Raw genomic sequence first — 22,285 nt, 5'->3', positions numbered from 1 at the left:
CTCATCGTTGACTGAGGCCGTCCGCCAGCCGGACGAGGCCGAGGAAATCCGACCTGTAACCGAAGGTGTCCGTGCCTCGCGATGCCGCGGCGAGATCGGCGATCGCCTGATAGGAATAGGTGTCGACGGCCGCGACGTGGCTCAGTTTCTGGCCGAAGGCTGCGACGGCCACCGAGAAACGGACATCCTGCGGCGCGACGTCGAGGGTGGCGACCGCGTTGTTGTCGTCGACAGGCGTGGTGATGAGCGCGCTCTTGTCCTCTCCCGGCTTTTTGTAGCGCATCTTGACGAAGGCAAGCTCACCGCGATGGGCGCTGTCAGCGGCCGCGGCCGGCGCCTTATCGGCAGCCCCGTAGCGCAGGTCGTCATTCATCACTGCCGGGCTTCCCTTGGGCGTAATCTCGTAAATCGCCGTGACGCTGTGGCCGGAGCCGATATCGCCGGCGTCGACACGATCATTGTTGAAATCCTCGCGCTTCAACGCCCGCGTCTCGTAACCGATCAGCCGGTATTCGGCGATCCGTTCCGGGTTGAACTCGACCTGGAACTTGACGTCGCTGGCGATCGGAAACAGCGTCGATCCGGCCTCTTCGACCAGTGTCTTTTGCGCTTCCGCCAAGGTGTCGATATAGGCAGCACTGCCATTGCCGTTCTGGGCCAGCGTCTGCATCAGCGAATCGTTGAGATTGCCCCGCCCGAAGCCGAGAACGGTGAGGAAGATGCCGTCCTTGCGTCTTTCCTCGATGATGCGCTTCAAGTCCTCGTCGCTCGACGGGCCGACATTGAAGTCGCCGTCCGTCGCCAGCATCACCCGGTTGACGCCGTCCTTGACGAAGCCCTGCTTGGCAAGATCGTAGGCCGCCTCGATGCCTTCGGCGCCGCCGGTCGAGCCGCCGGGCTCCAGCCTGTCGATCGCCGACAGGATCTTCGATTTCTCCGCCACGCGTGTCGGCGCCAGAACGGTGCCGGCATTGCCGGCATAGGTGACGATCGAGACGGTATCGTCGGGTTTCAGCCTGTTGACCAGAAGCCGGAAGGCGCTCTTCAGCAGCGGCAGCTTGTCCGGCTCGTCCATCGAGCCCGACACGTCGATCAGGAAGACAAGATTGGCATGCGGCGTGGTCGCCGGCGCAATGTCATAGCCCTTGATCGCCACATGCATCAATTCCGTGTCGTGGTTCCACGGGGTCGGCATGACAGTCACCGTCGCCTTGAAAGGTTGATCGGCATTATCGGGACCCGGCCAGTCATAGGGGAAATAATTGATCATCTCCTCGACGCGGACCGATAGTGGATCGGGCATCGCCCCGCCTGTCAACGACCGGCGGACGAAGGCATAGGACGCGCTGTCGACATCGGCCGAGAAGGTGGAAACCGGATCCGTCGCGACGCTCTTGATCGGATTGGCCGCTGCATTGGCAAACCGCTCGCGATTGGGATCGAGCTGCATCTGGACACGCCCCTCCGCAGGCGGAGCAGGCGAGGGGGCGATGGCGGCCATCGGTTCGGCCAATTGCTGTTGGGGGGCAACGCCGGGAGCGGCCGGTACAGAGCGTTTGGCGCCTCCGAGTGCAGCGGCAGAACCTTCCGATTTATTCAGGAGAGTGGATATCTCGTCGGCGCTGAAATCAGGAAGCTGCGACGCAGCCGATTTCGCGGCGGCTTGCTGCTCCTTGTCCCGCAAAGCTTGCGCGCTGTCAGCAGCGGGTTGTTCGGCAAGTCCGCTCGTTTCGGGGGTTGCCGGCCGAAGCTGAGGCACAACCGTAATGGGTTTCGCAGACTGGCGCGCCGCTTCGTCGATCGGTTTCGGCGCGTTATTCTTCGAAAGGTTACCGGCAATCTCAGTCTGGTCGACGATCGGCAATTGGTTGCGGGTCAGCTCGAAGGTGAAATAACCGGCGGCGGGAATGACGAGCAGCGTCGCAAGCGCTGAACCGGCGAGGAATTTCTTGTTCATGACAGGGCTCCATATCCAGTTGATGATGGAGCTTTGACGCCAGCCTTTCGCATTTCCTTGGGCCGCCGGCGCACTATTTTCTGCGGTGTCGAAGGCCTGCATCGCGGCAGCAAGCGCACGCGCACGCGCCTCCGGCGTCGCTGCCGGCGGTGTCAGGCGGGAGAGCTTTTCGAGTTCCTTGTCCACGGTCATACCTCTTCCTTGCCGAGCACGGTCTTCAGCCTTTTGCGCGCCTCATGGACCTGCCAGGACACGGTCGCCTCCGAGCAGCCCATGACATCTGCAGCAGCCGAATGGCTGAGGCCTTCGCCGTAAACGAGCAGCACGGCGTCGCATTGCCTTTCCGGCAAGGCGCGCACGGCGGCCCATAATTCGCTCGATAGTTCGTCGTCATGTCCGGCCGGCGCATCGGGCTGCGGTTCGGCGGCGTAGGCGCGAAATGTCTGCTCCTCTCGCGCAAGCTTGCGTCTATGGTCGCGGGCGGCGTTGAGCGTTAGCGTATAGAGCCATGTCCTGAAGCGGCTGGCGCCGCGAAAGCTGCGGATGGCCGCGCCGAGCTTGACGCAGACCTCCTGGGCGATGTCGTCGGCATCGGTGGAACTGCCCGACCAGCGCCATGCCGTCGCATGGACGAAATCATAATGGCGCGAGACCAGTTGCCCAAAGGCCTCCCGGTCACCGCCCTGCGCTCGTTCGATGAGCTCCGCGTCCAATTCCGCACCTACCCCATGCTACCAAGCAAGATGCTATTTCGAGATTGAGACGTTTCTCGGATGGCGTTCCTTTGGTCGATGGCGAAAAAATTATCGGAAATTTTGAGTGGGGCGACATTCATGGGTCGCGGCCAGACAGATCGTCCCCGTCACAAAGGCGCATGATGAGGACAGAGTCGGCCGAGGACGTGATCTACATCGTCCCAAATCGCGAAAGGACCTCCATGTCCGCTCAACCGCCTGTCCCCACCGAAAGGGGCATCCTGCAGTTTCTGGCGATTTGCGATGCCTTCTATCCGCCAGACGCTGTTGAAGCGTCGATCGAGCAGCAGCGAGATTGGTACGACGCTCTTTGTGCGCGCTTTGACCGCCCACTGCCCCCGGAGATGATCTTTGCGGACGGCATGCTCCAGCGCATCCCGATCCGGCGTTACCGTCCGCGCAAAATCAGCACGCGGACCATTCTGCTCTACCTTCACGGCGGCGGCTTCGTTGTCGGTTCGCTCGAGAGCCATCATGCCATCTGCGCCGAGATTGCCGACTTTGCCGGTGCGGAACTCGTTTCGGTCGATTACCGGCTGGCCCCTGAATATCGCTGGCCGGCGCAGACGGATGACGGCTTTACCGTGTTGAAGCATCTGCTTTCCGCCAACAGCAAGGTCGTGCTGATCGGCGACAGCGCCGGGGCCAATCTGGCGGCGGGCCTCGCCTTGCGGGCGCGCGCCGAGGGCCTGTCCGGCGTCATCGGCCAGGTCCTGATCTATCCGGCGCTGGGCGGTGACCTTGCCGCAGGCTCTTACGTCGAAATGGCCGCGGCGCCGGGCCTGACGACGGCGGATGTCACCTATTATCGCGAAATCCTGCAGGCGCCGGCAGGCAATGGGATCGCCGAGCCGCTGCATGCAGCTTCGCTTGCCGGGCTGCCGCCGGCCTTCATCACGGTCGCGCATTTCGATCCGCTCCGGGACGACGGCCGGCACTATGCCGCCCGGCTCACCGCGGAGGGCGTCGAAGTCTGGTTCCGGGAGGAGCCGCAGATGGTGCATGCCTGGCTGCGCGCCCGCCACATGAGCGATGGCGCTCGCGACGGCTTCCGCGCCGTCTGCGAGGCCACAAGGCGTTTTGCGGCGGCCTGATGGTCACATCAGGTCGCGCGCGATCCGCTTTTCCGCAAAGACCTTTTCGAAGACCTGAACATCGTCCTCGAAGGCGGTGACGACAGCGCTGATAACCCAGTCGGTCCGGGTGCAGGCAATCCGTGCGGTCGCGACCGTTCGCACGAACCAGCCGGGGCGGCGCATGTCGCAGGTCCAGGTCGACGTCCCGGTCATCGACAGGGGATCATCCGGTGAAATCGACCAGACTTCCTCCCGCAATTGCCGGGTCGAGAGGCCGGTCTCAGGGTGTTCGGTGAGCCCGGTATCCTCGTGGATGTGATACTCGGTCCGACTGGCCGAGAGATCGCGGACGACCTGCCGCTTCGTTGCGGCGCCCGCATGCTCGATGTATTTCGGCAGGGGATCGGGATTGGCCGGTTCCTTGATGTCGATCCGCTGGTGCTCGCCGAGCATCGGCAGCCCCAGGCCGAGTGCGGCGATATCGACCTCGATGCCCTCGTCATCAGGCGGCGGCAGGATCATCGGCCAATAGGCGGTAGAAAGCGAAAGGCGGATGCGATGCCCCTTGCGGAAGCGATAACCGCAGGCATCGAGCACCAGCCGGATCGACACCCTCTCGCCTGGCATCAGCGGCTTGGGATCTGCATTGCCGTCCCGGTGGGTAAGATTGACGACGCCGAAGGCGACACGCGTTGCCGTGCCGTCCGGATGGACATCGACGAGCCGGGCACAGAGGTTCCCACCGGTTGCCCGGGAGCGTAGCGCAAGCGTCAGCACGGGCCTGCCGAGATAGTCGTAATCGCCAGCAAGCGGCATCGTATCGAAGACCAGCGAGCCGGCATCGTCCAAGCGCTGATCGACCGCCATTTCGGCGTCGGGCTTCAGCGTGAAATATTCACCGGATGCCGTCCCGGTATCGAGCGGAGAGCGGAGATAGACGGGATGCTCTGGCGCATGCGGGATCGGCATGCCTTCCGTCAGCTTGCCGAATTGCTCGACATAGAAGCACTGCATCTGCGGCATCGACCAGACGTCCTTGGCGACCCAAAAACCCGGATCGCTGTCACGTCGCGGGGCAGGGCGGATGGCATCGAGAATATAGGCGCGGGCCTGCGGCAAGCTGTCGATCCCATTATCCTCGCCCCGCAGCCATCTGTTCCACCAGGCGATCGCTTCGCCATGGAAATCGGTGCGCGGCTTCGGCCAGGCAAAGTGCGGATATTTGTGGACCCAGGGGCCGATCAGCGCCTTGGCTTTTTTGCCCAGGCCTTCAACTGCCATCAGCGGCGTATTGCGGTAGCCGTCCGCCCAGCCGGCGATCACCAGCGTCGGGATCTGCACGCTCGAAAAATCCTCTGAGATCGAGCCGTGACGCCAGAAATCGTCGCGCCGCTGATGGGCCAGCCACTCCTCCATGAAGAAGGGTTCGCCCGCCAGACGTTCCAGCCACATTTCCTTCCAGCGCTCGCCGACAAGCGCCGGGTCGGGCGGCCGCGACTGGTAGCCGAGCATCGTTGCCGCCCATGAGAGCTGGGCGGAGAGATGGCAGCCGTTCTTGTAGTGAATGTCGTCATTGTAGCGGTCGACGGTCGAGGCGATCGAGATGACGGCCTTCAGCGCGGGCGGGCGCAATGCTGCGACCTGCAGGCTGTTGAAGCCGCCCCAGGAGATGCCCATCATGCCGATCGAGCCGTTCGACCATGGCTGCGCGGCAATCCAGGCGATCAGCTCGCAGGCATTGGCAAGCTCGCATTCGGTATATTCGCCGTCGATGACGCCGCCGGATTCTCCGGATCCGCGGATGTCGACGCGCACGCCGGCAATGCCTGCGGCCGCGAATACCGGGTAGGTCGACTCATCCCTGAGGCTGGTTCCATCCCGCTTGCGATAGGGCAGGAATTCGAAGACGGCGGGAACGGGATCTTTCTCCGCACCATCCGGCATCCAGATGCGCGCGGCAAGCCGCGTCCCATCCTTCAGTATAATCCATTCATTCTCGATGGTGGTGAAGCCGCGCGAGGTCATGCTCATTCCTTGATGCATATTCCATGAGACGAGGGTTCGGCCCTCGTCAAGTCAGTTACCGGCGCTCTCCATGCGCCGCGTGGCAAGCACCCGTTCCAGCCAGCCGATTTCCATTTCCGGCACGGATTTCAATAGCAGATCGGTGTAGTCGTCAAAGGGCGGCGATAGCGCAGTCGATTTCGGACCGAACCGTACCAGCTTGCCGCGATGCATCACCGACACGCTGTCGGCAATCGCCCGGACGATGGCGATGTCGTGGGTGATGAAGACATAGGACAGCTGTTCTTCCTCCTGCAGGCGCAGAAGCAGCTTGAGGATACCCTCCGCCACCAGCGGGTCGAGCGCCGAGGTCGGCTCGTCGCAGAGGATGAGTTCGGGCTTGGCGGCAAGCGCTCTTGCGATCGCCACCCGCTGCTTCTGGCCGCCGGAAAGTTCGGCCGGGTAGCGATCGACGAAGCCCTTGCCCATCTCGATCTGGTCGAGCAACTCCTTCACCCTTGCCGTCTTCTCAGCACCCCTCAGGCCATAATAGAAGGTGAGCGGCCGGCCGATGATGTCGCGGACCGTCTGGCGCGGGTTCATCGCGGTATCGGCCATCTGGTAGATCAGCTGGATGCGCCTCAGATCGTCGTTCGGCCGGCTCTTGAGACCCGGCATCAGCGGTTTGCCGTCAAAGACGACGCGCCCGCTGCTCGGCGGCAAGAGGCCGGTAATGACGCGCGCTAGCGTCGATTTGCCCGAACCGGATTCACCGACGACCGCAAGCGTCTGCCCCCTCGGCACATGCAACGTGACATCGTGCAGCACCTTGAAACCGTTGGAATATTCGGCACTGACATTTTCCACCTTGAGAAGTGCTGCAGACTGATCGGCGGCCTCCTCGCGATAGGCCTGCCTGACATTGACGAGGGCGCGGGTATAATCCTCCCGCGGCGCCTCGATGATCTGCTGGACGCTGCCATATTCGACCTGCTTGCCATAACGCAGGACCATGATGTCGTCCGAGATCTGGGCGACGACGGCAAGGTCATGGGTGATATAGAGGGCCGCCGTGTGCGTTTCTTCGATGGCATGCTTGATCGCCGCCAGTACGTCGATCTGCGTCGTGACGTCGAGCGCCGTGGTCGGCTCGTCGAAAACGATGAGTTCGGGGTTGGAGCAGAGCGCCATCGCCGTCATCGCCCGCTGCAGCTGGCCGCCGGAGACCTGGTGGGGAAAACGCTCGCCGAAGGTTTCGGGATTGGGCAGGCCGAGAACCCCGAACAGATAAAGCGCTCGCGCACGCGCCTTGTCCTTGGTCATCAATCCATGTTTGACCGAAGCTTCGATCACCTGATCGCCGAGCCGATGCGCCGGATTGAAGGCAGCGGCTGCCGACTGCGCGACATAGCAGACCCGCGCGCCGCGGATCTGGCGGATGCCGTTCTTGCGGAGCGCGAGGATATTGTCGCCGTCGAGCAAGACCTCGCCGCCGGTGATTTCGGCGCCGCCCCGGCCATAGGCGAGTGCGGAGAGACCGATCGTCGATTTGCCGGCGCCCGATTCCCCGATCAGGCCGAGAACCTTGCCCTTCTTGAGGTCGAAGGAAACGCCGTCGACGATCGTGACCCGCTTGGGCGGTTCGCCCGGCGGATAGCTGGTTGCTTCGATCTTCAGATTGCGAACGGAAAGAAGCTCAGGCATCGCCGCGCCCTCCCTTGAGGCTGGATGTGCGTTTCAAAAGCCAGTCGACGACGAGGTTGACGCAGACGGCCAGGACGGCAATCGCCGTGCCCGGCACCAGCGCTGCCGAGATGCCGAAGATGATGCCGTCCTTGTTGTCCTTGACCATGCCGCCCCAATCGGCTGCCGGCGGCTGAATGCCGAGGCCGAGGAAGGAGAGCGTCGACAGGAACAGGATCGAGAAGGCGAAGCGCAGCCCGAACTCTGCCAGCAGCGGCGACAGCGTGTTCGGCAGGATCTCGCGGAAGATGATCCAGAGCTTGCCTTCGCCGCGCAGCGTCGCCGCCTCGACGAATTCCATCACGGCGACATCAAGCGCCACCGCACGGCCGAGACGATAGACGCGAGTGGAGTCGAGGATCGCCATGACAAGGATCAGCACGACGATGTTTTGCGGCAGCACCGCAAGAACGACGAGCGCGAAGATCAGCGTCGGGATCGACATCATCAGATCATTGAAGCGTGACAGGACGGTGTCGATAACGCCGCGCGAGACAGCGGCGGTGAAGCTGAGGATGATGCCGAGCGAGAAGGAGATGATGGTGGCGGCGGATGCGACCGTCAGCGTCGTGCGCGCGCCGTAGATCAGGCGCGAGAAGATATCGCGACCGAGATTGTCGAGACCGAAGATATATTGATTATCCGGCAGCTGCCAGACGTCGCCGACGACCTGCGTCTCGCCATAGGGGGCGAGCCAGGGTGCGAAGATTGCGAAGATGAAGGCGATGGCGATACCGGCCATGCCGATCCAGGCGGTGATGGGGATGTCTCTCAATCTCATCGCGGATGCCTCAGGCGGGGATTGGCGATAATCGCGAGGATATCGGCCGTCATATTGAGGAAGATGTAGACGGCGGCGAAGATCAGGCCGCAGGCCTGCACGACCGGCATGTCGCGCACGGTGACCGCATCGACCATATATTGCCCCATGCCGGGATAGACGAAGACCACTTCGACAACGACGACGCCGACCACGAGATAGGCAAGGTTCAGCGCGATGACATTGATGATCGGCGCCAGCGCATTGGGTGCGGCATGCTTGACGATCGCGCGGAAGGCGCTGAGGCCCTTCAGCTCTGCGGTCTCCATGTAAGCGGAGGACATGACGGAGAGGATTGCCGCCCGCGTCATGCGCATCATATGCGCGAGGACGACGAGCACGAGGGTCGCCGTCGGCAGCGCGATCGCCTTCAACCGCTCGACGAAACTCATACTGTCATAGACGGTCGCCGGAAAGGTCGCCATGCCAAGGTTCACCGCGAAGAACAGGATCAACAGGTAGCCGATGAAGAATTCCGGCAGCGAGATCGCCGCAAGCGAAATCACGTTGATGATCTTATCCGGCAGGCGGTTACGGAAATGCACCGACAGCATGCCGAGGCCGACCGCGAGCGGCACGGATATCACCGCTGCGAAACCCGCCAGGAACAGCGAATTGCCGAGGCGCTTGCCGATCTGTTCGCTCACCGAATTCTTGCTGGCCCAGGAGGTGCCGAAGTCACCCTGGACGGCGTTGCCGAGCCACTCGACGTAGCGCGTGGTGATCGGGCGGTTCAGTCCGAGGTCCTGGCGAATATTGGCGACGGCCTGCGGCGTCGCCGACTGGCCGAGATAGGTGGTGGCAAAATCGCCGGGCAAAGCTTCCAGGCCGCCGAAGATCAGGATGGAGACGGCAAAAAGCAGGACGAGGCTGAGCACGAAGCGCTCGAGGATGAGGGCAAGCAGCGGAAAACGCTGCCGGAACCTGAGGCCGGGCAAGATGCTTGGGGCAGGATTGGTCATGGCGAGGACCTCGCGCTAAAACGTCGGGAGGACCGCGGGTTTTCATCCCACGGTCCCGGCTTCGTTAGAGATCGGAGGGGCATACGCCCCTTGCCATCAGGCGTCCAGCCAGACGCGGGTCGCGACGTAGCCGTTCGACATGTCGTTGCCGATGTCGTGGACATAACCCTTCACCTGCTTGGTGGAGGCGTTCACGAAGTCGTTGAACATCGGCAGGATCACCCCGCCCTCGTCACGCACCGTCATCGCCATGGTGCGATACATGTCCTTGCGCTTGGCTTCATCAAGCTCGGAGCGGGCCTGCAGCAGCAGCTTGTCGAAGTCAGGACGCTTGAACTTGGTGTCGTTCCAGTCCGCCGTCGAGAGATAGGCTGTGGAATACATCTGGTCCTGCGTCGGGCGACCACCCCAGTAGGAGGTCGAGAAGGGCTGGACGTTCCAGACGTTGGTCCAGTAGCCGTCGCCCGGTTCACGCTTGACCTCGATCTCGATCCCGGCCTTCTTGCAGCTTTCCTGATAGAGGACGGCCGCATCGACGGCGCCGGGGAAGGCGACTTCGGAAGTGCGCAGGAGGACCGAGCCGCTATGGCCCGATTTCTTGAAGTGGAAGGCAGCCTTGTCGGGATCGTAGGTGCGCTGCTCGATGCCTTCGGGGAACAGTGCATAGGTGTTGTTGATCGGGAAATCGTTGCCGACCTTGCCGTAGCCGCCCAGGATCTTCTGCACCATGGTCTCGCGGTCCATGGCGTATTTGAGGGCCAGGCGCAGGTCGTTATTGTCGAACGGCGCTTTGTCGCAATGCATGATGAAGACATAGTGACCGCGACCGGCAGTCGAGAGAATCTCGACGTTCGGGGCACGCTTCAGCAGATTGACGGTCTTCGGGTCAACGCGGTTGATGTAGTGCACCTGGCCGGACGAAAGTGCGGCGATGCGGGCGGTCGCATCATTCATGCCGATGATTTCGATCGAATCGACATAACCTCGGTCGGTGCGCCAGTCGTCCTTGTTCCTTTCAAAGGTGGCGCGGACGCCGGGCTCGAAGCTCGTCATCTTGTAGGGGCCGGTGCCGATCGACGCCAGCGGATCATCGACGCCGCCGTTCGGCTGGATGACCAGATGGTAGTCCGACAGCAGCAGCGGCATGTCGGCATTGCCTTCGCTGAGCGTCAAGACGAGATTGCCGCCGTCGGCCTTGATCTCCTTGATCGAGCCGAGAACACCGAGCGCGCCGGATTCCGACTTCGCATCGGTATGACGCTTCAGCGTCGCAACAACGTCGTCGATCGTCAGTTCCTTGCCATTGTGGAACTTGACGCCCTTGCGGATCTTGAAGGTCCAGGTCGCCGCGTCCTTTGACGGCTCCCAGGATTCGGCGAGCGCCGGCACGGCAGCACCCGTCAGCGGATCGGACTCGACCAGCATGTCCCCCCAGCAGCGGCCGATGCAGAACATCACCTGCGACAGGAATTTTGCCGGATCGTTGGAATCGGTGGCTGCACCACCTTCGAGGCCGAGCTTCAGGTGGCCGCCGCGCTTCGGTTCGGCGGCTTGCGCACTTTCGGTAAAGAGCTTGTCGGCGACGGCAAGTGTGATGCCCGCCGCCATGGCGCGTCCCATGAATTCGCGGCGGCTGAGCCCGCCGGCGGTGACGCGGCTTGTGAGATATTTCGTATAGTCGTTCATTCCCCAGTTCCTTCTTTGTGGTGCGTTGACAGAACTTCCGGGCAGGTCCGCAGGCGGTTTCCTCTCCACCTCCGGTGCCCGCATCATGCGGGAAAACAGTGCGGTTGCTGCCGCCTGGTTACTTTCCTTTCCAAATGGGGCTTCGCTTCTCGGCAAAGGCCCGTGCGCCTTCCAATTGGTCCTCGCTCGAATAGAGCCTGTCGACCGTCGCAAACTGCCGCTTGGTGACCTTGTTCATGGCAGTCTGGAACGTCGAACCCTCCGCTTCGCGCACGATTTCCTTGATGGCCGCATAGACGAGCGGCGGCCCGCTCTCGAGCAGCCGGGCAAGCTCCCATGCTCTCTCCATCAGCCGCTCGGCCGGCAGGACCTCGTTGACGAAGCCCCAGCGATGCGCCTCGTGGACGTCGAGCCAGCGCCCGGTCAAAAGCATGTCCATGGCGATGTGGTAGGGGATGCGTTTCGGCAACTTGATGGAAGCCGCATCGGCAACCGTGCCCGAGCGGATTTCCGGCAGAGCAAAGGTTGCATGTTCGGCGGCGAGGATCAGGTCGGTCGACAGCGCGATCTCCAGACCGCCGCCGCAACAGATACCGTTGATCGCTGAGATGACCGGCTTGTTGAGGTCGCGCAGTTCCTGCAGCCCACCGAAGCCGCCGACGCCGTAATCTCCGTCGACCGCATCGCCTGATGCCGCCGCCTTGAGATCCCAGCCGGCACAGAAAAATTTCTCGCCGGCGCCCGAGACGATGGCGACACGCAATGCCGGATCGTCGCGGAAATCTCGGAATATCAACCCCAGGGCGCGGCTGGTCGCAAGGTCGATGGCATTCGCCTTCGGCCGGTCGATGACGACTTCGAGTACTCCGCCGTCATGTCGTGTGCGAATGTGGTCGCTCAACCTATGCTACCTCCTCCGCCGTATCAGAGCATCGACTGCGGCAACGCCAAGCCCTTCGGGAAGAACCATCAACGGATTAATGTCCAGTTCCTCCAGGCATGCCGCGTTCCTTACGACATAATCTGCCGCTGCTGAGACAGCACCGACAGTGGCTTCGAGGTCGCCTTTTGGCCGCCCGCGATAGCCATAGATCAGTTTTGCAAGTTTGAGACGCGAAATCGCTGCGTGAATGTCAGTTTTCGTCGCCGGAAGGGGCAGGATGATGGAATCTTCAAGCAATTCAACGAAGATTCCGCCGGCTCCAAGCGTGAGCGACAATCCGAAGACAGGGTCGCGGATGGCGCCGACAATGAGCTCGGCAACCGGCGGATCAACCATTTCCTCGACGAGATAACCGGCATTCGGCGGCATTGCCGCCGCCGCATTCGACACCGCCTGAGTATCCTTTAGGTTGAGTGCGACGGCTCCGGCCTCGGTCTTGTGTGCAATGCCGAGCGCTTTCAGCACGACGGGAAAGCCGAGCCGCTCAGCCTGCTCGGCCGCTTGACCGGGAGAGGAGGCCAACAGCCCTCGCGGAATCGGAAGGCCGAAGGCGGCAAGCTCTGCCTTCGCATCGGCTTCCGTCAACGTCTCGATCTCGCCATCCATAAAGGACACATCGAGCAGCGCCAGGGGAGGCGGGCGATCCCACGCCTGGCCGATGCCGGCGGCAACTTCCGCTGCCGTGATGGTCTCGTCGATACCGCAGAAGGCGATGATGCCATTTGCCATCAGCCGATCGGCGATGGGCTCCGGCATGTTTTCCGGAAGGGTTGCCAGAAGGCCGGCCAGCGCACCGGTTGCTGCAGCGGCCGTCATGACCGCGTCTGCCGTCATCGCCCATTCGGACGCATCGCAACGGTCACCGCGGGGGAAGTCGAGGACGACGAGATTGAGGGAATAGCCGCCCTCGAACATGGCGCGGAAGGCTTCGGTCTGGCGTGCAAGATCACCCCACACGAATGTGTGGTAATCGAGCGGATTGGACAGCGTCACCATCTCGCCGAGGACCCGCCGCAGACGGGGTAACTGTTGTGGCTGCAGCGCCGGGAATTCCACGTTGCGACCGACGGCGGCATCCGCCATCAGCGAAGCCTCCCCACCGGAACAGCTCATCGACGAGATCGAATGGCTTGCGAGCGGGCCGGCGACATGCAGCAGCTTCAGGGTTTCGAGCAGCGCCGGCAAGGTCTGGACACGGCCAAGGCCGAGGCGGGCGAGCACCGCGTCTGCGACGGCATCGCCGCCGGCGAGCGAGGCGGTATGCGAAACCGCCGCGCGTTTTGCCTGCTCGGATCTGCCGACCTTCAGCACGACGACGGGCTTCCTCGACCGCCGGGCCATGGTGGCCAGGCGTTCGAGTGCAGAGAGATCGCCGAAACCTTCGACATGAAGGCCGACCGCCGTGACGCGCGGGTCGTCGATCAGTGCGCAGGCGACATCGGCAAGCGATGTCTGCGCCTGGTTGCCGGCGGTGACGACATAGGCGATCGGCACGCCGCGGGTCTGCATGGTCAGGTTGATAGCGATATTGGAGGACTGCGTAAGGATCGCGACGCCACGTTCGATACGCTGCATGCCATGCTGATCGGGCCAGAGCAGCGCGCCATCGAGACCGTTGATCAGCCCGTAGCAGTTCGGCCCGAGGATCGGCATGTCGCCGGCTGCGTCCAGCAAGGCCTGCTGCAGCTCGGCGCCGTCGCTGAGTTCCGCCGTCGCCTCGCTGAAACCCGATGCATAACAGACCGCCCCGCCGGCACCGGCCTCAGAAAGGCTGCGGACGATCTCGACGGTCAGCGTCCTGTTGACGCCGACGAAGGCGGCGTCCGGCACCGAAGGCAAATCGGATACGGAGCCATAACAGGGCCGCCCGAGCACCTCGTCGAGTTTGGGATGGACGGGCCAGATCTCGCCGGCAAAGCCCATACGGTCGCATTGCTCGATCACCCTGCGCGCCTCGCGGCCGCCGAAGACGGCGATCGTTTGCGGTCTGAGCAGGCGGTCGAGCGGGCGCGGCGTCATCGGCTTATGCTCCCAGCGGTCGAAGCAGGTCGCGGCTGATGATATGCCGCTGGATTTCGGAAGTGCCGTCCCAGATGCGTTCGACGCGCGCATCACGCCAGAAGCGGGCGAGCGGCAGGTCGTCCATCAGTCCCATGCCGCCGAAGATCTGGATCGCCTCGTCCGTCACGCGGGCCAGCATTTCCGAGGCATAGAGCTTGGCCGAGGCGATCTGCCGGTCTGCGGGGCGGCCGGCATCGACCTGCCAGGCGGCGGCAAGGGTCAGCCAGTCGGCCGCGTCGATCTCCGTGATCATGTCGGCGAGCTTGAACGACACGCCCTGATTGGCGCCGATCGGCTTGCCGAACTGCTTGCGCTCGGCGGCGTAGGGCAAAGCCAGGTCGAAGACGCGCCGCGCCCGGCCGACGCAGGTGGCGGCCACCGTCAGCCGCGTGCCGTAGAGCCATTGATTGGCGATATCGAAGCCGCGATGCACCTCGCCCAGCACCTGGGCTTCGGGAATCCGGCAATCGGTGAAGTTGAGCGTTGAGTTGTGGTAGCCGCGATGCGAAACGGAATCATAGCCCTTGAGGATTTCGAAGCCCGGCGTGCCACGATCCACCAGGAAGGCGGTGATCTTCTTCTTGATGCCTTTCGGTGTTTCCTCCTCGCCCGTTGCTGCAAAGACGATGACGAAATCGGCGACATCGGCATGGGAGATGAAGTGTTTCGTACCGTTGACCACGAAATCGCCACCGTCGCGGCGGGCGGCGCATTTCATGCCGCGCATATCCGAACCGGCGTCCGGCTCGGTGATGGCAAGCGCGTCGATCTTCTCGCCGCGCACTGCGGGCAGGAGGTAGCGCTCTCGCTGCTCGCCCTCGCAGGCCATCAGGATGCCGGAGGGCCGGCCGAAGAAAACCGTCAGCCCGAGGGAGCCGCGCCCGAGCTCCCGCTCGACCAGGGTGAAAGTGACATGGTCGAGACCGGCGCCGCCGACTTCTTCCGGGAAATTGCAGGCGTAAAAGCCAAGATCGATGCATTTGCGACGGATCTCGTCTCCGAGCTCCGGCGGCACGATGCCGCTGCGCTCGACCTCGTTTTCGTGCGGATAGATTTCGGTTTCGACGAAGGCGCGGACCGTCTCGACGATCATTTCCTGTTCTTCGCTCAGTCCGAAATCCATGCCGATCCTCCTACCGCTTCTGGCCGACGTGACGGCCGAGGCCTTCAGGCGCAGCCAAATTCGCATGCGCTTCGGCGATCGCCTTGACCTTGTCGAGAATGACGGCCGGCGCCGGCGTGGCCTTACCGGCCTTGCTGTCGACATGCAGCAACATGTGCTCGGCGGTGGCAATGGCCTCGCCCGTCGCCGTATCGTGAAGCGTGTGGAAGACATGCAGCCGCTTGTCGTCGACGGAGAGGATCCGGCAGGTCGAATGAATCGCCTGCCCGAGCTTCGCCTCGCCGAGATGGCGGATGTGGGTTTCCACCGTGTAGTAGCTGTGTCCCGCCTCGACATAGGCGACGTCGACGCCGACGAGGCGCAGCAGCGCATCTGAGGTATCGCCGAAAACCTGCAGGTAGCGGTGTTCGGTCATATGGCCGTTATAGTCGACCCAGGCAGGGCTGACTTTCGTCTCGACGAGCCTCAGCGGCTTCGACGGGTCGCAAGACGTCGTCGTCCCGCCGCCTTGTACCCAGAGCGATTGCTCGAAGTCCTTCAGCAGCTTGCCGGCGCCCCAGCCCTTGCCGCCATCGCCGCCCTTGAGGGCCTGCAGGATGCCGACGAGGTTTTCATCGCGGATGCGTTCGAGTTCACGGATCGACAGGCCGGCCGCCTGTTCGTCGGATTGCTGGCCGATCTTTTCGATCAGCGCATCGTCGAGATCGACGACATCGGTGAGCTTGGTCCAGGGCCAGGCAAGGCAGGGGCCGAACTGGGCGAGGAAGTGGCGCATGCCGGCCTCGCCGCCGGCGATGCGGTAGGTCTGGAACAGGCCCATCTGCGCCCATCGCAGGCCGAAAGAGTAGCGGATGACGTCATCAAGCGTCTCGACGGTGCAGATATCGTCGTGGATCAGCCACAGGGCCTCGCGCCAGAGCGCTTCGAGCAGCCGGTCGCCGACGAAAGCCTCGATCTCCTTGGCGATGTGGACGCCTTTCATGCCGATCGGCGGCAAGCGTTCCATCGCTGCCTTGATGGTCGCCGCCGAGGTCTTCTCGCCACCGACGATTTCGACGAGCGGCAGCAGATAGACGGGATTGTAGGGATGGGCGACGAAGAGGCGTTCCGGATGCTTCATGTCGCGCTGCAGATCGGTCGGCAGCAGGCCTGACGTCGAAGAGCCGATCAGGGCGTCCGGTCGTGCCACGGCGTCGATCTCGTTCAGCACACCGCGCTTGAGGTCGAGCCTTTCGGGCACGCTTTCCTGAACCCAGTCGGCGCCGGCAACAGCCTCTTCCAGCGTCTCGCAGAAGGTCAGCCTGCCGCGCGGCGGCAGGGGTGCGCCGGTCAGCATGGCATAGGCTTTTTCGGCATTGGCGATCACTTCGCCGACGATGCGGCTCGCCTCCGGATGCGGGTCGAACACATCAACGTCGATCCCGGCCAGCAGGAAACGCGCGATCCATCCGCCGCCGATGACGCCGCCGCCGATGCATGCCGCCTTGTTGATCCCTGTCATGCCGTCCTCAGCGCTTCGTCAGTTTGAGTTTCTTGCGGACGTCTTCCGGACCGATGATCCGGGCGCCCATGCCTTCGACCACCTGCACAGCCTTTTCGACGAGCTCAGCATTGGTGGCGAGCTGGCCCTTGCCGACAAAGAGGTTATCCTCCAGGCCGACGCGCACGTTGCCGCCCGCCAGAACGGCTGCCGCTGGATAGGCCATGGCATTGCGGCCGATCGAAAAGGCCGAAAAAGTCCAGCTCTGAGGCACGTTGTTGACCATCGCCATGAAGGTATTGAGATCGTCGGGCGCACCCCATGGAATGCCCATACAGAGCTGGATCAACACCGGATCTTCGATCAGGCCTTCCTCGGCAAGCTGCTTGGCAAACCAGAGATGGCCGGTGTCGAAGGCCTCGATCTCCGGCCGCACGCCGAGATCCGTCATCTTCTTCGCCATCGCCCGCAGCATGGCCGGCGTGTTGGTCATGACATAGTCGCCGAGGTTGAAGTTCATCGTGCCGCAATCGAGCGTGCAGATTTCGGGCAGACATTCGGCGACATGGCTGACGCGCTCGGTGGCGCCGGCCATGTCAGTGCCCTTGGGGTTAAGGGGAAGGGGGCTTTCGACATCCCCGAAGATCAGATCCCCGCCCATGCCGGCGGTGAGATTGAGAACGACGTCGACATCGGCCGAGCGGATGCGGTCGGTGACTTCCTTGTAAAGGTCATTGCGGCGGCTGGCGGCGCCCGTTTCCGGATCGCGAACATGGCAGTGAACGACGGCGGCACCGGCCTTTGCCGCATCGATGGCGGAATCGGCGATCTGCTTGGGAGTGATCGGCACGTGGCTGGATTTGGACACCGTGTCGCCGGCGCCGGTAACGGCGCAGGTGATGAAAACATCGCGGTTCATGGCAAGAGGCATGTTTTTGTTCTCCCTCGTCTTGTCTGCATTACGCGACAGGATCGGCGGCGATGCTTTGCATTTTTGGAGGTAATTGATACATTATCGGAAATCCGAGGAGGTGGCCTTGCTGGAACGATCGACGGAGCGGCTCGATATCGATCTTCTTATCCTGCCGGATGCGAACCTGATCCTGATCGCGTCGGTCATCGAGCCGCTGCGCGGCGCCAACCGCATCTCCGGCAGCGAGCTTTATCGCTGGCGGCTGCTCACGCCGGACGGAGCGCCGGTTCCGACCACCAGCGATATCGCGATACCCGCTAACGGGGTTTTCCAGGCGACCAGGGACGAAGCGCCGCTCTTCGTGCTTGCGAGTTACAACTGGCGCCGCAGCGCGACACCGGCGCTGAAGATGCAGCTCTCGCAGGCCGCTCGCTACCGCACGATGATTGCGGGCATCGAATCCGGCACATGGCTGCTGGCCGAGGCAAGCCTGCTCGACGGGTTGCCGGCGACCGTTCACTGGGAGGATTACGAGGATTTTGCGCTCGCCTATCCCGAGGTGCGGGCCGTCAAGGATCGTTTCGTCATCGATGCCAAGCGGCTGACGACCTCCGGTTCGCTTCCGACCGTGGACCTGATGCTTGAGGTGATAAGACGAAGGCAGGGTTATTCGCTGGCGCTCGAAGTCAGCCGGCTGTTCCGTTACGAGCAGCCCTCCTTCCATGCGGACGAGCAGCTTTCCGCAGCCTCGGCGGGGTTGCGCCTGCATGATCCCCGCGTGACGCAGGCGGTGCGGCTGATGGAGGAGCATGTCGAGCAGCCTCTGGTCCTCGCGCGGCTGGCCCGCAGGGTAGGCGTCAGCGCCCGGCATCTGCAGGATCTCTTCCAGCAGAGCATCGGCGCGCCGCCGCATGTGCATTATCTCGCGCTGCGCCTGAACGCGGCGCGCCGCAAGGTGATCGAGACGACAGCCTCCTTCGCCGACATCGCGGCAGCGACCGGCTTCAACTCAGCCTCTGCCTTTGCGAGAAGCTACCGGGCGAGTTTTTCCGAGAGCCCGTCGGAGACCCGGCGGCGTTTGCGCCGCCGCATCACACCATCGGAAGCGCCGGCATAGGCTGGAACGCTTCCCGCACCATATCGGCAAGTTCGCGCACAGCCTCGCTGGAACGGTAAGTGCTCCGACGGAGCACGACCTTGGAGGAATCGACCGGCGGAAAACCGTCTTCGGCAGTCAGCTCCCGGCAGCCGGGCGGAATGTTGCTGCGGCACAGCGTTGTGACGGCAAGGCCTGCGATCACGGCGTTCTTCAGCCCAGAGCCCGTATCGGCAATGAATGCGATCCGGTAGTTGCGGCCGATCTGCTCCAGCGACCGGAGCGCATAATCACGTGACCAGGTGGAGTTGCGATAGGTCGCAATGGGCAGGGGATCGATGTCGTGCAACCGATGGACCATGGATGTGACCCAGACTGTCGGATCGATGCAGATGACCTCGCCTTTGGTCTCATCGCTCCAGTCGAAAACGACGGCCAGATCGAGTTCGTCCCGCTCGAGGGCGGCGAGGTTGCGGACTGTATAGTCGCAGGACACGGTAACCTCGACGGCCGGGTGGCGAACGGCGAAAACCGCGAGCGCCGCCGGCAACACCGTCTGGCTGTATTCCTCGGGAATTCCGATGCGCACAGGCCCATCCAGCGGCTTGCTGCGGATCGTCGCGGCGGCCTCGCTTAAGAGATCGATGATCCGGCGGGCGTAGGGCACGAGCTGTATGCCCGGGCGCGTGAGCAGCACGCCGCGGGCGCCCCGCTCGAAGAGAGTCTCGCCGATCGTCTCCTCGAGCCTCTTGATCTGGCTGCTGACGGCCGATTGCGTCCGCCCGATGCGCTGGGCGGCCGCGGAGAAATTGGAAGTCTCGGCAACGACCAGGAAGGTTCTGAGCAGGTCGCTCTCAATCGGCTCGTGCATGGGGAAGCCATTAAAAAAATCGATGACAGCTATCTCTACTATTCGTTTGCCTGATGTCAATTCTTGACGCACAAATAAGCCGCGTTCGACTTCCTTCTTTGAGAATATCTGCGTGACAATTGAAAATCCGGCCAGACGCCTCGCAGGCAGCGAGCACGAGAAGGGTGTGCTTCTCATCATTGCCGCGACACTTGCCTGGAGCGCGAGCGGCGTCTATTCGCGACTCCTGACGACCGACGTATGGACGGCGATCGCCTGGCGATCATTGTTCGGTGGCCTGTTCCTGCTGATCCCCTGCCTTTTCCTCGAAGGGGGCATCTCACGGCGGCAATGGCGATCCGTCTTCCATCCCACAGGTCTTGCCATGATCGCATGCCAGACCTTCAGTCAGGTATGCTTCATCGGGGCGCTTTACATGACCACCGTCGCCAATGTGACGATGATCTATGCGACCGCGCCCTTCATCGCGGCCATGCTCGGCTGGGTCATCCTCAAGGAGAGGGTCTCCAGGCGGACGTTGATTGCCGGCGGCATCTCGCTCTTCGGCGTCGCGGTCATCGTCGCCTCGTCGATCGGCGGCGGCACTGGTGTGGGAGATCTGCTGGCGCTCGGCATGACGGCGTCCTTCGCGCTCGTCATCATCATTCCGCGCATCAATCCCGGCGTGCCGAGCCTGCCTCCGACCGTCGTCAGCGCTTTCCTGACGCTGGCCATCTTTGCCCCGTTCGGTTCAGTCGGCTCGCTCGACCTGCACAACTGGGTCGTTCTCGCCGCCTTCGGTGCGACCAATTTCTCTCTCGCGCTGGTGCTCTTCCTTGCCGGGGCCAAGCGGATGCCGCCGGCCGAGGCGGCGCTGATCGGCACGATGGAAATTGTGCTCACGCCCTTCTGGGTGTGGCTGCTGTTTTCCGAACAGCCGCCCGTCGCCACCTTTTTCGGCGGCGCGATCATCCTCGGCGCCGTGCTCTGGCACACGGCCGTCGACTTCAACCGCAGCCGGCGCCCCTCGCGCCTAAAGTCTTTAGGCGGCGATTAAATCTTCCGGGACGAACCGGAAAACCGCCGTATTCGCGGGATCAATTATTTCCGCTACGCAGCGCTATTGCGACTTTGCGACTGTCGTCTTTGAGTTGCACCCATGTCGTTTTCTTGATCGCTGTTTTCCGTCAGGCATGGTTTGTTTGTACTGTTCAAGGCGCTATCTCGCAAACTGGCGAAATGGACCATTGGGAAGCCGGCCCGACGCCGGCGCTGCCCCGCAGCGGTAGAAGAACTGAAATCCTCAAGGAAATCGCCGGATAGACATCCGGAAAGATATCGAGATGGATCGGAAGGAGATTCTGGAGCCGGAAACCAGCTCTTACGCAGCAGATCGACGGATTGCGGCAGACGGTCACGAGCGGAACGACAGGCAAAAACCGTGGCGTTCACTTCACTTCTGCATCCAATCTGTCCGTTTTGAAAATTCGAATATCGCCCGGTGCGGCGGTATCCTCGTGTTGTCGACACCGGGCTGCAGAGGAGGCAGGCCGGAGGGAAGTCGCCATCGACTGCATCGGTTGCAGATCGAGGCTTTCAAACAAGTGGGAGGAATCCATGAGCAAAAATAGAGGCGTCGTCTATCTCCGGCCGGGCAAGGTCGAAGTTCGCGACATCGACGACCCGAAGCTGGAAGCGCCCGACGGCCGCCGCATCGAACACGGCGTGATCCTTAAGGTGATCTCGACCAATATCTGCGGCTCCGATCAGCACATGGTCCGCGGCCGCACGACAGCGATGCCGGGCCTCATCCTCGGTCATGAAATCACCGGCGAGATCATCGAGAAAGGCATCGACGTCGAGATGCTCGAAATCGGCGATATCGTCTCGGTGCCTTTCAATGTCGCCTGCGGCCGCTGCCGCTGCTGCAAGTCCCAGGATACCGGTGTCTGCCTGACGGTAAACCCGGCCCGCGCCGGTGGCGCTTACGGTTATGTCGACATGGGTGGCTGGATCGGCGGACAGGCGCGCTATGTCACCATTCCCTACGCAGATTTCAACCTGCTGAAGATCCCCGATCGGGACAAGGCAATGGCGAAGATCCGGGATCTCACCATGCTCTCCGACATTCTGCCCACGGGCTTTCATGGCGCGGTGCGGGCAGGCGTTGGCGTCGGCTCGACCGTCTACGTGGCAGGCGCCGGCCCCGTCGGCCTTGCGGCTGCGGCTTCGGCTCGCATTCTCGGCGCCGCTGTCGTGATGATCGGTGATTTCAACAAGGACCGTCTGGCGCATGCGGCGAAGGTCGGTTTCGAGCCGATCGACCTGTCGAAGAGCGACCGTCTCGGCGACATGATTGCGCAGGTCGTCGGCATCAACGAGGTGGACAGCGCCATCGATGCGGTCGGCTTCGAGGCACGCGGCCATTCCGGCGGGGAACAGCCGGCGATCGTGCTCAATCAGATGATGGAGATTACCCGTGCCGCGGGTTCGATCGGCATTCCCGGCCTCTACGTCACCGAGGATCCGGGCGCTGTCGACAACGCTGCCAAGCACGGCAATCTGTCGCTCCGCTTCGGCCTCGGATGGGCCAAGGCGCAGTCCTTCCACACCGGCCAGACACCGGTGATCAAATATAATCGCCAGCTCATGCAGGCGATCCTCCACGACCGGCTGCCGATTGCCGATATCGTCAACGCCAAGGTCATCCCGCTCGACGATGCCGCCGCTGGATATGAGAGCTTCGACCATGGAGCAGCGACAAAATATATCCTCGATCCGCACGGAGAGGTCGCGAAAGCCGCGTAGCGCTCACG

At 62.7% G+C, this 22,285-nt stretch carries 17 protein-coding genes and 1 riboswitch; of the genes, 4 read left to right on the top strand and 13 right to left on the bottom strand.

What is annotated here, in order from left to right:
- Position 1: 1 nt before the first annotated feature.
- Together J3P73_RS33705 and J3P73_RS33700 are read right to left on the bottom strand one after the other, a co-directional pair.
- Positions 2-2,149 (bottom strand): vWA domain-containing protein, encoded by a 2,148-nt coding sequence (locus J3P73_RS33705; RefSeq protein WP_130774271.1) that lies wholly within the window; start codon positions 2,147-2,149, stop codon positions 2-4.
- Positions 2,146-2,670: an RNA polymerase sigma factor gene (locus J3P73_RS33700; RefSeq protein WP_018070705.1), complete on the bottom strand. Its 525-nt coding sequence runs from the start codon at positions 2,668-2,670 to the stop codon at positions 2,146-2,148. The genes J3P73_RS33705 and J3P73_RS33700 overlap by 4 nt, the downstream gene beginning before the upstream one ends.
- 224 nt (positions 2,671-2,894) lie before the next feature.
- On the opposite strand from J3P73_RS33700, the gene J3P73_RS33695 reads away from it, so the two are divergent.
- Positions 2,895-3,806, top strand: coding sequence for an alpha/beta hydrolase (locus tag J3P73_RS33695; protein ID WP_130774270.1), 912 nt, complete (start codon positions 2,895-2,897; stop codon positions 3,804-3,806).
- Positions 3,807-3,809: 3 nt separating this feature from the next.
- Here the strand turns inward: J3P73_RS33695 and J3P73_RS33690 are convergent, their stop codons facing one another.
- From J3P73_RS33690 to bcoG, 10 genes are all read right to left on the bottom strand, one after another.
- Positions 3,810-5,813 (bottom strand): CocE/NonD family hydrolase, encoded by a 2,004-nt coding sequence (locus tag J3P73_RS33690; protein WP_130774269.1) that lies wholly within the window; start codon positions 5,811-5,813, stop codon positions 3,810-3,812.
- A gap of 51 nt (positions 5,814-5,864) precedes the next feature.
- Positions 5,865-7,496 (bottom strand): ABC transporter ATP-binding protein, encoded by a 1,632-nt coding sequence (locus tag J3P73_RS33685; RefSeq protein WP_130774268.1) that lies wholly within the window; start codon positions 7,494-7,496, stop codon positions 5,865-5,867.
- Entirely contained in the window at positions 7,489-8,316 is an 828-nt protein-coding gene (locus J3P73_RS33680) for an ABC transporter permease (protein ID WP_018070709.1), read from the bottom strand. Before J3P73_RS33680 ends, J3P73_RS33685 begins: the two co-directional genes overlap by 8 nt.
- The gene (locus tag J3P73_RS33675; RefSeq protein ID WP_018486105.1) at positions 8,313-9,317 is read right to left on the bottom strand and encodes an ABC transporter permease; all 1,005 of its coding nucleotides are present in this window, start codon (positions 9,315-9,317) and stop codon (positions 8,313-8,315) included. Before J3P73_RS33675 ends, J3P73_RS33680 begins: the two co-directional genes overlap by 4 nt.
- A gap of 96 nt (positions 9,318-9,413) precedes the next feature.
- Positions 9,414-11,003, bottom strand: a complete 1,590-nt coding sequence (locus tag J3P73_RS33670) for an ABC transporter substrate-binding protein (RefSeq protein WP_130774267.1) — start codon at positions 11,001-11,003, stop codon at positions 9,414-9,416.
- 118 nt (positions 11,004-11,121) lie between these two features.
- A complete protein-coding gene (locus tag J3P73_RS33665; protein ID WP_018070712.1) occupies positions 11,122-11,904 on the bottom strand; it encodes a carnitinyl-CoA dehydratase in 783 nt (260 codons plus the stop codon).
- 6 nt (positions 11,905-11,910) lie between these two features.
- Positions 11,911-13,965 (bottom strand): acetate--CoA ligase family protein, encoded by a 2,055-nt coding sequence (locus tag J3P73_RS33660; protein WP_130774266.1) that lies wholly within the window; start codon positions 13,963-13,965, stop codon positions 11,911-11,913.
- 4 nt (positions 13,966-13,969) lie between these two features.
- Positions 13,970-15,130, bottom strand: coding sequence for an acyl-CoA dehydrogenase family protein (locus J3P73_RS33655; RefSeq protein WP_130774265.1), 1,161 nt, complete (start codon positions 15,128-15,130; stop codon positions 13,970-13,972).
- A 10-nt stretch (positions 15,131-15,140) separates the two neighbouring features.
- Entirely contained in the window at positions 15,141-16,631 is a 1,491-nt protein-coding gene (locus J3P73_RS33650; RefSeq protein WP_130774264.1) for a carnitine 3-dehydrogenase, read from the bottom strand.
- A gap of 7 nt (positions 16,632-16,638) precedes the next feature.
- Entirely contained in the window at positions 16,639-17,541 is a 903-nt protein-coding gene (gene bcoG, locus J3P73_RS33645; protein ID WP_130774263.1) for a 3-dehydrocarnitine:acetyl-CoA trimethylamine transferase BcoG, read from the bottom strand.
- A gap of 73 nt (positions 17,542-17,614) precedes the next feature.
- Between bcoG and J3P73_RS33640 the strand changes: the two genes are divergently transcribed.
- Positions 17,615-18,640, top strand: a complete 1,026-nt coding sequence (locus J3P73_RS33640) for a GlxA family transcriptional regulator (RefSeq protein WP_018070717.1) — start codon at positions 17,615-17,617, stop codon at positions 18,638-18,640.
- Here J3P73_RS33640 and J3P73_RS33635 read toward each other — a convergent pair.
- Complete coding sequence (locus J3P73_RS33635) at positions 18,615-19,490, bottom strand: LysR substrate-binding domain-containing protein (RefSeq protein WP_207580101.1); 876 nt, start codon at positions 19,488-19,490, stop codon at positions 18,615-18,617. The genes J3P73_RS33640 and J3P73_RS33635 overlap by 26 nt on opposite strands.
- Before the next feature lie 112 nt (positions 19,491-19,602).
- Between J3P73_RS33635 and J3P73_RS33630 the strand changes: the two genes are divergently transcribed.
- Both J3P73_RS33630 and fdhA read left to right on the top strand, forming a co-directional pair.
- On the top strand, positions 19,603-20,526 hold the full coding sequence (locus tag J3P73_RS33630) for a DMT family transporter (RefSeq protein WP_018070719.1): 924 nt from the start codon (positions 19,603-19,605) through the stop codon (positions 20,524-20,526).
- A gap of 140 nt (positions 20,527-20,666) precedes the next feature.
- Positions 20,667-20,867: riboswitch (cobalamin riboswitch) on the top strand.
- Positions 20,868-21,086: 219 nt separating this feature from the next.
- Positions 21,087-22,277 carry a formaldehyde dehydrogenase, glutathione-independent gene (gene fdhA / locus J3P73_RS33625; protein WP_018070720.1) on the top strand — a complete coding sequence of 397 codons (1,191 nt, stop codon included), beginning with the start codon at positions 21,087-21,089 and terminating at the stop codon, positions 22,275-22,277.
- The last annotated feature ends 8 nt before the right edge of the window (positions 22,278-22,285 follow it).

The sequence above is a fragment of the Rhizobium ruizarguesonis genome (genome assembly GCF_017357285.1).
Lineage (GTDB): Bacteria > Pseudomonadota > Alphaproteobacteria > Rhizobiales > Rhizobiaceae > Rhizobium > Rhizobium ruizarguesonis.
The sequence above is the reverse complement of the archived record's forward strand: the minus strand, read 5'-3'. Positions and strand labels throughout refer to the sequence as shown.

Excerpts from the sequence above, each read along its gene's own strand:
- J3P73_RS33705 (WP_130774271.1), bottom strand. The coding sequence starts at position 2,149 with ATGACCGTGGACAAGGAACTCGAAAAGCTCTCCCGCCTGACACCGCCG.
- J3P73_RS33695 (WP_130774270.1), top strand. The coding sequence starts at position 2,895 with ATGTCCGCTCAACCGCCTGTCCCCACCGAAAGGGGCATCCTGCAGTTT.
- J3P73_RS33690 (WP_130774269.1), bottom strand. The coding sequence starts at position 5,813 with ATGACCTCGCGCGGCTTCACCACCATCGAGAATGAATGGATTATACTG.
- J3P73_RS33685 (WP_130774268.1), bottom strand. The coding sequence starts at position 7,496 with ATGCCTGAGCTTCTTTCCGTTCGCAATCTGAAGATCGAAGCAACCAGC.
- J3P73_RS33680 (WP_018070709.1), bottom strand. The coding sequence starts at position 8,316 with ATGAGATTGAGAGACATCCCCATCACCGCCTGGATCGGCATGGCCGGT.
- J3P73_RS33675 (WP_018486105.1), bottom strand. The coding sequence starts at position 9,317 with ATGACCAATCCTGCCCCAAGCATCTTGCCCGGCCTCAGGTTCCGGCAG.
- J3P73_RS33670 (WP_130774267.1), bottom strand. The coding sequence starts at position 11,003 with ATGAACGACTATACGAAATATCTCACAAGCCGCGTCACCGCCGGCGGG.
- J3P73_RS33660 (WP_130774266.1), bottom strand. The coding sequence starts at position 13,965 with ATGACGCCGCGCCCGCTCGACCGCCTGCTCAGACCGCAAACGATCGCC.
- J3P73_RS33655 (WP_130774265.1), bottom strand. The coding sequence starts at position 15,130 with ATGGATTTCGGACTGAGCGAAGAACAGGAAATGATCGTCGAGACGGTC.
- J3P73_RS33650 (WP_130774264.1), bottom strand. The coding sequence starts at position 16,631 with ATGACAGGGATCAACAAGGCGGCATGCATCGGCGGCGGCGTCATCGGC.
- bcoG (WP_130774263.1), bottom strand. The coding sequence starts at position 17,541 with ATGCCTCTTGCCATGAACCGCGATGTTTTCATCACCTGCGCCGTTACC.
- J3P73_RS33635 (WP_207580101.1), bottom strand. The coding sequence starts at position 19,490 with ATGCACGAGCCGATTGAGAGCGACCTGCTCAGAACCTTCCTGGTCGTT.
- fdhA (WP_018070720.1), top strand. The coding sequence starts at position 21,087 with ATGAGCAAAAATAGAGGCGTCGTCTATCTCCGGCCGGGCAAGGTCGAA.